Below are 11,072 nucleotides of genomic sequence, written 5' to 3'. Positions count from 1 at the left end.
GCGATGGCCGTAAACGTTTACGGATAATCGCTCCGACAAATGGTCCTGTCAATGCCTCTGTGGAATCAATGCCTCTTGTGTCGATCGCGCCACACCGCGATCACGGGCGCATGGACATACGCGAACTCGCCCATCATCTCGGCCTGTCGATCGGCACGGTGTCGCGCGCGCTGAACGACCGCAAGGACGTCAGCCCCGCGACGCGGCAGCGGGTGGTCGAGGCTGCGCGGGCCTTCGGCTATATCCCCAACCAGTCGGGCCGGACCTTGCGCAGCGGGCGGACGGGGACGGTCGGTTTCATGCTGACGCTGGAGCATGACAGCGCGATTCACGGCGACCCGTTCTTCATGGCGCTGCTGGAGGGATTGCAGAACGGGCTCGGCGAGCATGACCTGGACCTCGTCGTGCTGCTGGCGCGCAAGGGGGAGGACGGGCTGACCTTCCTGCGGCGGCATGTGTCGCGCCGCACGGTCGATGGCTGGGTGCTGTCCGGGACGCAGCATGACGATCCCCGGATCGCCTTCCTGCTGGACCAGGCCATCCCCTTCGTCGCGCTGGGGCGGACCGACACCGCGCGCGATTACGCCTGGATCGACCTGGATTTCGAAGGGGTGGTGAGCGAGGCGATGGCGCTGCTGATCGGGGCGGGGCATCGCCGCATCGGGCTGGTCGCGCCGCCCGCGACGATCAACAACAGCCATATCGTCGTGCAGCGCTATCGCGACGCGCTGGCGCAGGCGGGGATCGGCTTCGACCCCGCGCTGGTCCATCATGGCGAGACGGATGAGAGCGACGGCGAAGCGACCGCCAGCGAGTTGATGGCGCTCGCCGACCGCCCGACCGCACTGCTGCTGATGGGCGAGACCGCGCCGGTCGGGGCGTATCGCGCGTTGCGTCGGCTGGGGCTGGAGCCGGGGCGCGACGTGGCGGTGATCGGTCTGCGCGACAATCCCGCCTGCCGCGCGCTGTCGCCGGACCTGACCTGCTTCTCGCTGGAACTGGGCGATCTGGGCCTGGCGCTGGCCCAGGCGCTGGTCGCGATGCTGCCGGGGCATCAGCGCGTCGATGACCCGCCGGTCCAGACGCTGTGGAAGATGGCACTCCGCCTGGGGCAAAGCCACCTGACGCGTGGCCAAGCGCCGATCCCGATAGCCTGACGGGGAAAGGGACTGTCCGACAAATAAATCCTGCTTCGCAGGGGGCGGCCGGGGGTTCATATCGGCTGTTTTGCTATCCTCCACCGTGCTGAAGTCTTGAACGGGGAGGATCGGAACCGGTTTTTGGCCACCGGCAAATATATGTTGCGCCCGCCACCCGAGCATGGCTACCCATGGGAAAAATAGAATTAGTCGGAGAAGATCGGTGCGCCCATGCTGCCATGCCCCGTCGCGTCGCGACGTCCTTGCGACCGCCAGCATCGGTGCGCTGGCGACCGGATGGGGGGCGGTGATGCCCGCCGCCGCCTGGGCGCAGGCCAAGGCGATCAGCCCTGCCCCCGCCACGATGGTCCAGCCCTTCGACATGGCCGATGTGACGCTGGCGGACAGTCCCTTCCTCCATGCGCAGAAGATGACCGAGGCGTATCTGATGCGCCTGCAACCCGATCGGCTGCTCGCCAATTTCCGCACCAATGCCGGTCTGAAGCCCAAGGCGCCCGTCTATGGCGGCTGGGAATCGGAACCGATGTGGGACGAGATCAACTGCCATGGCCATACGCTGGGCCATTATCTGTCCGCCTGCGCGCTGGCTTACCGCGCGACCAAGGACAAGCGCTATCGCCAGCGGATCGACTATATCGCGAACGAACTGGCCGCGTGCCAGAAGGCGGCGGGTACCGGCCTGGTCTGCGCCTTCCCCAAGGGCCCCGCGCTGGTCGCCGCGCATCTGCGGGGTGAGCCGATCACCGGTGTTCCCTGGTATACGCTGCACAAGGTCTATGCGGGGCTCCGCGACTCGGTACTGCTGGCGGACAGCGCGCCGTCGCGCGCGGTGCTGATCCGGCTGGCCGATTGGGGCGTGGTGGCGACTCGGCCGCTGTCGGACGAACAGTTCGAGGCGATGCTGCAAACCGAATATGGCGGCATGAACGAGGTCTATGCCGACCTGTATTTCATGACCGGCAACGAGGATTATCGGGCGCTGTCCCGGCGTTTCTCGCAAAAGGCGGTGATGAACCCGCTGGTCAAGGGGCAGGATCATCTCGACGGGATGCACGCCAACACGCAAATCCCCAAGATCATCGGTTTCCAGCGTGTGTTCGAGGCGACCGGCGACGACCAGTATCGGAATGCGGCGGCGTTCTTCTGGCGGACGGTGGCGCATACCCGCGCCTTCGCGACCGGCGGCCATGGCGATGGCGAGCATTTCTTCGCCATGGCCGATTTCGACAAGCATGTGTTCTCGGCCAAGGGCTCGGAAACCTGCTGCCAGCACAACATGCTGAAGCTGACCCGCGCCTTGTTCCTGCACGATCCGCGCGCCGAATATGCCGATTATTACGAACGCACGCTCTACAACGGCATCCTCGCCTCGCAGGATCCCGATTCGGGGATGGCGACCTATTTCCAGGGCGCGCGGCCGGGGTACATGAAGCTCTATCACACCCCCGAAGACAGTTTCTGGTGCTGCACCGGCACGGGGATGGAAAATCATGTGAAGTATCGCGACTCGATCTACTTCCATGACGATCGCGCGCTCTATGTGAACCTGTTCATCCCCTCCAGCGTGACCTGGGCGGACAAGGGCGCTGTGCTGACCCAGGCGACCCGCTTTCCGGAGGCGGGGAACACCGAATTCCGCTGGAAGCTGCGCCAGCCGACCGAGCTGACGCTGAAACTGCGCCACCCGAAATGGAGCCGGGCCGCGACCCTGCTGGTCAACGGGGCCGAGGTCCAGCGCTCGGACAAGCCGGGCAGCTATGCCGACGTGACCCGGACGTGGAAGAGCGGCGACACGGTCGAATGGCGGATGGTCATGGAACCCGGCGTCGAAAGCGCCCCGGCCGCGCCGGACATCGTCGCCTTCACCTATGGCCCGCTGGTGCTGGCGGGCGCGCTGGGCCGTGAAGGGCTGGCGCCGGGCGCGGACATCATCGTCAACGAGCGCAAATATGGCGAATATAACGACACGCCCTTCCAGGCGCCGACCCTGTCGGGTGAGCCAGAGCAACTGACGAAGACGATCACGGCGACGGGCAAGCCATTGGAGTTCACCATCCCGGCGGCGGACGGACAGCCGGTCCGGCTGATCCCGTACCACCGGATCGCGCATGAACGCTATGCGACCTATTGGAAGCTGGCCTGATCGTCCGCACCGTCGCCCCGGCGAAAGCTGGGGCCTCTGGCGAGTGGAAGACCGATAGCGGCGAGAAATCCCAGCCTTCGCTGGGATGACGGTTGATAGGACAAGCCGCCCCGATCTTCGCCGGGGTGGTGCGGTTGAGTTGACGTCGGAACATGGTGGGCGATGACGGGCTCGAACCGCCGACATTCTCGGTGTAAACGAGACGCTCTACCAACTGAGCTAATCGCCCCCTTGGGGTAAGCCCCGCCTAATGCCGATGCGTTTTGCGTCTGGCAAGCCGCTTTTGCTGTCCAAACCCATTTGGTTCGTTTGTTGGATACAAACCCGCCTGCCATCGGTACATAACAGGAACATCGAGGGCGGGCACGACCGGGGGAGCGGTCGGGACCGGCTCGATGCTTCGAGGGGAGCGGGGATGGCCGGAACTGGGGAGGGCGCGCGGTGGACGCAGGCGCGGCGACGGCAATTCCTGGAGGCGCTGGCGGTCAGCGCCGATGCGGGGGTGGCGGCTCGGGCGGTGGGAGAGACGCTCGGGGCCGTCCTTTCGCTCAGGCGGCGCGACCGGGCCTTTGGCGAGGCCTGGGACCAAGCGATCGGGGCGGCCCATGCGCTGGTCGAGGAGGGGCTGCTGCGCCGGATGCTCGCCCTGTTGGCGGCCGGGGATGGGGAGGGAGGCGGAGAGGCCGGTGCGGGGACCACCGGCCTCTCCATCACCCCGCCGCTCCACGCGACCGAGGTGCAACTCTATTTGAAGCTGCTCGCACGCCGCGATGCGCTGGCCCAGGCGGGTGACTCGGGCAACGAGGCGGCGCGGGCGAGCGCGGCGGAAACCGATGCGGCGCTGGAACGCGCGCTCGATGGACTGGCGCGGCGGCGGTTGAAGGGGATGGCGTGATGGCGAGGGAGGATGCGGCGACGCGGCTCGCCACGCTGGCGATGCTGGAGCCGGGCGCGCGCGAACAGGCGCTGGCGGCTTTGACCCCGGCGCAGAAGCGCGAACTGGTCGAACGATGGGAATTATGGGCGCATGACGGACAGGTCGCGCCGCCGGGCGACTGGCGCGTGTGGCTGATCCGGGCGGGGCGTGGGTTCGGCAAGACCCGCGCCGGAGCGGAATGGGTGAGTGGCCTTGCCCGCGAGAATCCGGGGGCGCGGATCGCACTGATGGGCGCGACCCTGCGCGATGTCGAGCGGGTGATGGTGCGCGGCGAAAGCGGGCTGCTGGCGGTGGCGCGCAAGGGCGAGACGCCGAAGTGGATCGGCAGTCTGGGGCAGGTGCATTTCGCGTCGGGTGCGATCGGCTTCGCCTATTCGGCGGCGGCGCCCGAGGCGTTGCGGGGCCCGCAGCATCACGCCGCCTGGTGCGACGAACTGGGCAAGTGGAAGGGGGAGGCCGGATGGGACAATCTGATGATGACGCTCCGGCTGGGGGACTTTCCCCGCGTGCTGGTCACGACGACTCCGCGCGCGACGCCCTTGATGCGCAAGGTCATGGCGCTGCCCGATTGCGTCGAGACGATCGGGCGGACCAGCGACAATGCCCATCTGCCCGACAGCTTCCAGGAGGCGATGCTGGCGCAATATGGCGACACGCGGCTGGGGCGGCAGGAACTGGATGGCGAGATGGTCGACGATCGCGAGGGGGCCTTGTGGACCCGCGCGCTGCTCGACCGGCAGCGGGCCAAGACGGTGCCTGCGCTCGACCGGGTGGTGGTCGGCGTCGATCCCCCCGCGACCAGCAGCGGCGACGCCTGCGGGATCGTCGCGGTCGGGCTGGGGCGCGACGGCCATGGCTATGTGCTGGAGGACGCCAGCGAGGCGGGGCTGTCGCCCGAAGGCTGGGCGGCGCGGGTGGCGGGGTGTGCCCGACGCAACCGCGCGGACCGGGTGGTGGCCGAGCGCAACCAGGGCGGCGACATGGTGGAGAGCGTGTTGCGCCTCGCCGATCCGACCCTGCCAGTGCATCTGGTCTATGCCTCGATCGGTAAGGCGGCGCGGGCGGAGCCGGTGTCGTTCCTCTATGCACAAGGGCGGGTGTGGCATTCGCGCGGTTTCCCCGCGCTGGAGGACGAACTGTGCGGGCTGGGCGTGGCGGGGGCCTATGAGGGGCCGGGCCGTTCGCCCGACCGGGCGGATGCCTTGGTCTGGGCGCTGACCGAACTGATGCTGTCGGGGCGGGGGCCGCCGGGGATACGGAATTTGTGAGGGCAATCCTCCCCGGCACGGGGAGGGGGACCGCCGCGGAGCGGTGGTGGAGGGGGATCGCCGCTGGGGACGTCCTGTGTGGAAGCCCCCTTCCGTCAGCGCTGCGCGCTGCCACCTCCCCGTACCGGGGAGGAGCATAGAGGAGATTCGATCATGAGGATGTTCGGTCGCAAGACCGGGCGGGGGGCCGCGCGTCCTTTGCTCGGGTTGGGCTTGGCCCGGTCGGGGGTGCCGCTGACGGGGGCGGCGCCGTCCTATGAAAGCCAGGTGCGCGAGGGCTATCTGCGCAACCCCGTGGCGCAACGCGCGGTGCGGATGGTCGCGGGCGGACTGGCGGAAGCACCGCTCAGCGCCTCGCATCCCGAGCTGGTCGCGCTGGTCGCGGCGCGGAGCGAGGGGCAGGCGCTGCTGGAGACGGTCGCGACGCATCTGCTGCTGCACGGCAATGCCTATGTGCAGATCCTGCGCGATGCGGAGGGGGAGGTCGCCGAGCTATTCGCGCTGCGGCCCGAGCGGGTGACGATGGAACTGGACGCGAGCGGCTGGCCCGCCGCGTTCCTCTACCGCGCGGGCGGACGGGTGACGACATTGCCGGTCGATCCGGTGCGCCCGCAGGTCGTGCACCTGAAAAGCTGCCACCCGCTCGACGATCATTATGGGCTGGGCTGTCTGGGCGCGGCGGCGGGGGCGATCGCGATTCACAATGCGGCCGCCGCCTGGAACCGGGCGCTGCTGGACAATGCGGCGCGGCCTTCGGGGGCGCTGGTCTATGATCCGGGTGACGGCTCGACCCTGACCCCGGACCAGTTCGAGCGGTTGCGCGCCGAGATGGAGGGCTTTGCCGGAAGCGGCAATGCCGGGCGTCCGCTGCTGCTCGAAGGCGGGCTCAAGTGGCAGGCGATGAGCCTGACCCCGGCGGAACTCGACTTCATCGCGGCAAAATCCTCGGCGGCGCGGGAGATCGCGCTGGCCTTCGGGGTGCCGCCGATGCTGCTCGGGCTGCCGGGTGACAATACCTATGCCAATTACCGTGAAGCGAACCGCGCGCTGTGGCGACAGGCGATCCTGCCGCTGGCCGGCGCGATCCTGAGCGGCCTTTCGCAGGGGCTGGCGGGCTGGTTCGAGGGGGCGAGCCTGTCGGTCGATGTGAACCGCGTCACCGCGCTGGCCGAGGAGCGTCAGATGCTGTGGCAGATGGCGGCGGGGGCCGACTTCCTCGATCCGGCGGAGAAGCGCCAGATGGTCGGCCTGTCATGAGCGGCGACGTTCTGGCGCGGCTGCTGGCGCAGGCGGCGGATAGTGGTGCCGATCTCGTGACCTTGCGCGCGGTGGCGGAGGAAGCGGGGGAACTCGGTGCGACGCGCGCGCTGACCCGGCTGGGCCTGTCGGACGCGGATGCGGCGGGCGATGTCGCGGAACTGCGCGAACTGCTGTCGGCGTGGCGCGAGGCCAAGTCGTCGGTGTGGAAAAGCGCGGTTGGCTGGGTGACCCGGTTGCTGGGCGCATTGCTGCTGGCGGGGATCGCGATGCGGCTGGGGATGGAGGACTGGCTGAAATGAGCCTGAGCTTCACCGGCTATGCCGCGATCTGGGACCGGATGGACCGGGCGGGCGACGTCATGCGGCGCGGGGCCTTCGCGGGTGCGCCTCTGGTGCCGCTGCTCTGGCAGCACCGGGGGGAGCCGATGGGCCGCATCACCACACTGGCCGAGGACGATAGCGGCCTCGCGGTCGAGGGGGTGGTCGAGGACCCGGCGCTCGCCGCTTTGGTCCGCTCGGGCGCGGTTGCGGGGCTGTCGGTCGGATACCGGCCGCGCGTCGTCCATCAGGGGGCCGCCCGCGCGATCCTGTCGGCCGAGCTTCTCGAAATCAGTCTGGTGACGGTGCCGATGCAGCCGCTCGCCCGCGTGATTCACATTTCTACCAAGGGGGATTGATATGGACGTGATCGTAAGACCCGTGCTGGACGGCGCGGCGAGCAAGACCGATGGCGCGTTCGGCGGCTATGTGCGCAGCGGCACCACCGTCGAGTTGAAGGCCTTTACCGGCACCACCGGCGACAGCGGCGGCTTCGCCGTGCCGCGTGAGATCGACGCGACCATCGCCTCGGTGCTGAGGAACGTCTCGCCGATCCGCGGCATCGCCAATGTGGTGAGCGTGGGGTCGGCGGGCTATCGCAAGCTGGTGACCACCGGCGGCACGCCCTCGGGCTGGGCGAGCGAGACGGCGGCGCGGCCCGAAACGGCGACGCCCAGCTTCGTCGAACTCGCGCCGCCGATGGGCGAACTCTACGCCAATCCGTCGGCCAGCCAGGCGATGCTGGACGATGCGGCCTTCGATGTGGAGGGCTGGCTCGCGGGCGAGATCGCGACCGAGTTCGCGCGCGCCGAGGGCCAGGCTTTCATCAACGGCTCGGGCGTCAACCGGCCCAAGGGGTTCCTGGCCAACGCCATCTCGACCGCCAAGGACGGCGCGCGCCCGTTCGGCACGCTGCAATATCTGGCGACCGGCGCGACGGGGGCGTTCGGGGCGAAGCCGGAGGAGCGGCTGCTCGATCTGGTCCAGAGTCTGCGCGCGCCGTATCGCCAGGGCGCGTGCTTCGTGATGAATGCGGCGACGTCGGCCAGCATCCGCAAGATGAAGACGACGGACGGCCAGTTCCTCTGGGCACCCGGCCTGGCGGCGGGGCAACCCGCCAACCTGCTCGGCTATCCGGTAATCGAGGCGGAGGACATGCCCGACATCGCGGACAATGCCTGCGCCATCGCCTTCGGCAATTTCCAGGCGGGCTATCTGATCACCGAGCGCGCGGAAACTGCGATCCTGCGCGATCCGTACAGCAACAAGCCGTTCGTGACCTTCTACGCCACGCGGCGGGTCGGCGGCTGTGTCAGCGACTCGGAGGCGATCAAGCTGATGAAGTTCGCGACGAACTAAATCGCTGAAAAATCGGGGCAGCCGGCAGGAGGCTGCCCCGTAGTTCAGGGAGGATGCCGAACCCGGCCGGGGGAAGGGCCGGGCCGACATCGCCGATGCCCAAGGGGGAGGCGGGCAGCGGCTGGCCGAGTCTCTGCTCCCCAACTGTGACGCCCGTGTGTCGGACCTGTCGCAACTTGTATCGGTGAAGGAGAATTCATGATGAGCGGGACGATGGACCCCATGCCCGCAGCGACGGTCACGGCGGCGGCGGGTGCGGCCCGTGCGCTGTTGCGGCTGGAGGATGGCAATGAGGCCGCGCTGCTCGAACGGATCGCGGGCGTGGCGCTGGGGCTGGCCGAATCCTTTTGCGGGCAGGTGCTGATTCAGCGGATCGTCGAGGAACGCTTGCCGGGTGCGCCGGAGTGGCAGGCGCTGTCGGCGACACCGGTGGTCGCGATCCTGTCCGGCGGCGAAGGCGAGATCGACCGCGACGGGCGCGGCTGGGTCCGGGCGGGGGAGGCGGTGACGGTGCGGTATCGCGCGGGGCTCGCCGAGGGCTGGGCCGACCTGCCGCCCGAAATCGCGCACGGGGTGGTGATCATGAGCGCGCATCTGTTCGACAATCGCGATGCCGCCGCCGTGCCGCCCGCCGCTGTGGCCGCGCTGTGGCGACCCTGGCGGCGGATGCGGCTCGACAGCCCGAGGCGGGCATGACCGCGCGGGAGGCCCTGCGGGCCGGGCTGATGAGCGCCCTGCACCCTGTGTTGCAACCGCTGGCGGTGAGCCTGTTCGACGCCGTGCCCGTCCGGGCCAGCGTGCCGCAGGCGGTGCTGGGCGAGCCGACCGACACCGACTGGAGCGCGGCGGGGATCGAGGGGCACGAACTCCGCGTCACCCTGACCCTGGTCGATGAGGGCGAGCGGCCTCTTCGACTGCGTAGCGCGATGCAGGCGGTGGAAGGATGCGTGCTTTCGGATGCGCTGGCCGATGGCTGGCGGGTGGCGGGGTGGACCGTGATGGCGACCCGCATGGCGAAGACGGGCGCGCGCTGGACGGCGAGCGTCGAGTGGCGCGCCCGGCTGTGGCGCGTGGGGCAATAGGGAGCAAACGGACATGGCAATCGAAAAGGGAAGCGCCTTTCTGCTCAAGATCGGCGACGGGGCGGAGCCGCCCGCCTTCGCCACGATGGCGGGGCTGCGCACGACGCAACTGTCGATCAATGGCGAGACGGTGGTGGTGACCAACAAGGATTCGGGCGGCTGGCGCGAATTGCTGTCGGGCGCGGGCGTGCGGCATGTCAGCGTCGCTGGCGCGGGCGTCTTCACCGGATCGGCGGCGGAGGCACGGATGCGCGGCCATGCGCTGGCGGGGACGATCGAGAGCTATCGGTTGAGCTTCGAGAGCGGCGGGTCGATGACCGGGCGGTTCCTGGTGTCGCGGCTGGATTACAGCGGCGATTTCGGGGGCGAGCGGACCTACACGCTGGCCCTGGAAAGCTCCGGCCCGGTGGTGGCGGCATGAGCGTGGGCGCGAACCCGGTGCGGGGCGAGGCTCCGTTGCGCGTCGGCGGTGCGGAACTGGTCGTGCGACCCAGCTTCCAGGCGCTGGTCGCGGCGGAGGGCGAACTGGGCCCGCTGTTCGAACTGGTCGAGCGGGCGGGCGAGGGCAAGCTGTCGCTGGGCGAGGCGGCGACGCTGATCTGGCATTGCCTGCGCGAGGTGCCCGAGGGGCTGAGCCGCGAGCAGTTGGGCGAGGCGCTGGTCGAATTGGGGCTGGCGGCGCTGGCGCCGGTGCTGCGGCAATTGCTGCGCCAGATATTGGGCGGGCGGTGACCTTCGCCGAGGAGGCGGGGCGGCTGGCGGGGATGGCGGGGGCGGTGCTGGGCTGGTCGCCCGACCGCTTCTGGCGCGCCACCCCGGCCGAGATCCACGGCGTCGTGACGGCGATGGCGGGGCGGCCCGAGGGCGATCCGCCTTCGCCCGCCACGCTCGCCCGGTTGCGGGAGATGTATCCGGATGGATGAACAGGAAATCGCACCCCGCATCGACATGCGGGGCTTCGCCGCCGATATGGCCGCGATGCGCGGCGAATTGTCGCAAGGGCTGGGCGACGCCGCCGAACGGGGCGCGCGCAGCGTCGAGGGCGCGCTGCTCCGCGCCGCCCGGACCGGCAGGTTCGGCTTCGAGGAATTGAAGGCGACGGCGCTGACGGCACTGGATTCGATCGCGCGCGCCGCCTTGCGGGAGGGCGTGGCGGCGGCCGGTGGCGGCGAAGGGCTGGTGCGGCTGATCGGCGGATTGCTGTCGGGATCGCCGGGGCGTGCGACCGGCGGGCCGGTATCGCCCGACCGCCCCTATCTGGTCGGCGAACGCGGGCCGGAATTGTTCGTGCCCACCAGTAGCGGGCGGGTGGAGACGCTGAGCCCCGGTGGGGCCCCACGCGACGTGCGGGTGGCGATCACGATCAACGCCGCGCCGGGCGAGGCGGGGGGCGTGCTGCAACGCTCCAGCCGACAGGTGGCGCGGGCGGTCCGGGCGGCGCTGGCGGAGGACTGAGGGCGGGGATGCCCCTCCACCACGCCCTTCGGGCGCGGTCCCCCTCCCCATCGGAGATGGGGAGGATTTGGAAACGCCATTCCGCCCCAAG

At 69.3% G+C, this 11,072-nt stretch carries 14 protein-coding genes and 1 tRNA gene; 14 read left to right on the top strand and 1 reads right to left on the bottom strand.

Annotation, left to right across the window (positions count from 1 at the left end; genetic code table 11):
- Window positions 1-110: 110 nt before the first annotated feature.
- Both SM191_RS01720 and SM191_RS01715 read left to right on the top strand, forming a co-directional pair.
- Window positions 111-1,157 carry a substrate-binding domain-containing protein gene (locus tag SM191_RS01720; RefSeq protein ID WP_341504696.1) on the top strand — a complete coding sequence of 349 codons (1,047 nt, stop codon included), beginning with the start codon at window positions 111-113 and terminating at the stop codon, window positions 1,155-1,157.
- 292 nt (window positions 1,158-1,449) lie between these two features.
- Window positions 1,450-3,303 (top strand): beta-L-arabinofuranosidase domain-containing protein, encoded by a 1,854-nt coding sequence (locus SM191_RS01715; protein ID WP_445949800.1) that lies wholly within the window; start codon window positions 1,450-1,452, stop codon window positions 3,301-3,303.
- A 153-nt stretch (window positions 3,304-3,456) separates the two neighbouring features.
- Here SM191_RS01715 and SM191_RS01710 read toward each other — a convergent pair.
- Window positions 3,457-3,532: transfer RNA gene (locus tag SM191_RS01710), tRNA-Val, on the bottom strand.
- 186 nt (window positions 3,533-3,718) lie between these two features.
- Between SM191_RS01710 and SM191_RS01705 the strand changes: the two genes are divergently transcribed.
- The 12 genes from SM191_RS01705 to SM191_RS01650 all read left to right on the top strand — a co-directional run bounded on the left by SM191_RS01705 (window position 3,719) and on the right by SM191_RS01650 (window position 10,981).
- Window positions 3,719-4,198, top strand: coding sequence for a hypothetical protein (locus SM191_RS01705; RefSeq protein WP_306997840.1), 480 nt, complete (start codon window positions 3,719-3,721; stop codon window positions 4,196-4,198).
- The gene (locus SM191_RS01700; protein WP_341504694.1) at window positions 4,198-5,508 is read left to right on the top strand and encodes a DNA-packaging protein; all 1,311 of its coding nucleotides are present in this window, start codon (window positions 4,198-4,200) and stop codon (window positions 5,506-5,508) included. The genes SM191_RS01705 and SM191_RS01700 overlap by 1 nt, the downstream gene beginning before the upstream one ends.
- Window positions 5,509-5,661: 153 nt before the next feature.
- Entirely contained in the window at window positions 5,662-6,765 is a 1,104-nt protein-coding gene (locus SM191_RS01695; protein WP_341504693.1) for a phage portal protein, read from the top strand.
- The gene (locus tag SM191_RS01690; RefSeq protein ID WP_306997843.1) at window positions 6,762-7,067 is read left to right on the top strand and encodes a DUF6127 family protein; all 306 of its coding nucleotides are present in this window, start codon (window positions 6,762-6,764) and stop codon (window positions 7,065-7,067) included. The genes SM191_RS01695 and SM191_RS01690 overlap by 4 nt, the downstream gene beginning before the upstream one ends.
- On the top strand, window positions 7,064-7,444 hold the full coding sequence (locus SM191_RS01685; protein WP_341504692.1) for an HK97 family phage prohead protease: 381 nt from the start codon (window positions 7,064-7,066) through the stop codon (window positions 7,442-7,444). The genes SM191_RS01690 and SM191_RS01685 overlap by 4 nt, the downstream gene beginning before the upstream one ends.
- 1 nt (window position 7,445) lies before the next feature.
- A complete protein-coding gene (locus SM191_RS01680; protein WP_341504691.1) occupies window positions 7,446-8,444 on the top strand; it encodes a phage major capsid protein in 999 nt (332 codons plus the stop codon).
- Window positions 8,445-8,645: 201 nt separating this feature from the next.
- The gene (locus tag SM191_RS01675; protein WP_341504690.1) at window positions 8,646-9,140 is read left to right on the top strand and encodes a hypothetical protein; all 495 of its coding nucleotides are present in this window, start codon (window positions 8,646-8,648) and stop codon (window positions 9,138-9,140) included.
- A complete protein-coding gene (gene gp17 / locus SM191_RS01670) occupies window positions 9,092-9,526 on the top strand; it encodes a tail completion protein gp17 (RefSeq protein ID WP_341504689.1) in 435 nt (144 codons plus the stop codon). Before SM191_RS01675 ends, gp17 begins: the two co-directional genes overlap by 49 nt.
- A gap of 13 nt (window positions 9,527-9,539) precedes the next feature.
- Window positions 9,540-9,947 (top strand): phage major tail protein, TP901-1 family, encoded by a 408-nt coding sequence (locus SM191_RS01665; RefSeq protein WP_306997854.1) that lies wholly within the window; start codon window positions 9,540-9,542, stop codon window positions 9,945-9,947.
- A complete protein-coding gene (locus tag SM191_RS01660) occupies window positions 9,944-10,258 on the top strand; it encodes a gene transfer agent family protein (RefSeq protein WP_341504688.1) in 315 nt (104 codons plus the stop codon). The genes SM191_RS01665 and SM191_RS01660 overlap by 4 nt, the downstream gene beginning before the upstream one ends.
- Window positions 10,255-10,449 (top strand): phage tail assembly chaperone, encoded by a 195-nt coding sequence (locus SM191_RS01655; protein WP_306997970.1) that lies wholly within the window; start codon window positions 10,255-10,257, stop codon window positions 10,447-10,449. The genes SM191_RS01660 and SM191_RS01655 overlap by 4 nt, the downstream gene beginning before the upstream one ends.
- On the top strand, window positions 10,442-10,981 hold the full coding sequence (locus tag SM191_RS01650) for a tail tape measure protein (RefSeq protein WP_341504685.1): 540 nt from the start codon (window positions 10,442-10,444) through the stop codon (window positions 10,979-10,981). The genes SM191_RS01655 and SM191_RS01650 overlap by 8 nt, the downstream gene beginning before the upstream one ends.
- Window positions 10,982-11,072: the final 91 nt, after the last annotated feature.

The organism is Sphingomonas sp. 2378 (assembly GCF_038084995.1).
In the GTDB taxonomy this organism is placed as follows: domain Bacteria; phylum Pseudomonadota; class Alphaproteobacteria; order Sphingomonadales; family Sphingomonadaceae; genus Sphingomonas.
Note: the sequence above shows the minus strand (reverse complement) of the source record. Positions and strands in the feature narration are given on the sequence as shown.

What these genes read in the sequence shown, in the direction of transcription:
- SM191_RS01665 (WP_306997854.1), top strand. Translation starts at nt 9,540, where the DNA reads ATGGCAATCGAAAAGGGAAGCGCCTTTCTGCTCAAGATCGGCGACGGG.
- SM191_RS01690 (WP_306997843.1), top strand. Translation starts at nt 6,762, where the DNA reads ATGAGCGGCGACGTTCTGGCGCGGCTGCTGGCGCAGGCGGCGGATAGT.
- SM191_RS01675 (WP_341504690.1), top strand. Translation starts at nt 8,646, where the DNA reads ATGAGCGGGACGATGGACCCCATGCCCGCAGCGACGGTCACGGCGGCG.
- SM191_RS01705 (WP_306997840.1), top strand. Translation starts at nt 3,719, where the DNA reads ATGGCCGGAACTGGGGAGGGCGCGCGGTGGACGCAGGCGCGGCGACGG.
- SM191_RS01660 (WP_341504688.1), top strand. Translation starts at nt 9,944, where the DNA reads ATGAGCGTGGGCGCGAACCCGGTGCGGGGCGAGGCTCCGTTGCGCGTC.
- SM191_RS01700 (WP_341504694.1), top strand. Translation starts at nt 4,198, where the DNA reads ATGGCGAGGGAGGATGCGGCGACGCGGCTCGCCACGCTGGCGATGCTG.
- SM191_RS01695 (WP_341504693.1), top strand. Translation starts at nt 5,662, where the DNA reads ATGAGGATGTTCGGTCGCAAGACCGGGCGGGGGGCCGCGCGTCCTTTG.
- SM191_RS01685 (WP_341504692.1), top strand. Translation starts at nt 7,064, where the DNA reads ATGAGCCTGAGCTTCACCGGCTATGCCGCGATCTGGGACCGGATGGAC.
- SM191_RS01720 (WP_341504696.1), top strand. Translation starts at nt 111, where the DNA reads ATGGACATACGCGAACTCGCCCATCATCTCGGCCTGTCGATCGGCACG.
- SM191_RS01715 (WP_445949800.1), top strand. Translation starts at nt 1,450, where the DNA reads ATGCCCGCCGCCGCCTGGGCGCAGGCCAAGGCGATCAGCCCTGCCCCC.
- SM191_RS01650 (WP_341504685.1), top strand. Translation starts at nt 10,442, where the DNA reads ATGGATGAACAGGAAATCGCACCCCGCATCGACATGCGGGGCTTCGCC.
- SM191_RS01680 (WP_341504691.1), top strand. Translation starts at nt 7,446, where the DNA reads ATGGACGTGATCGTAAGACCCGTGCTGGACGGCGCGGCGAGCAAGACC.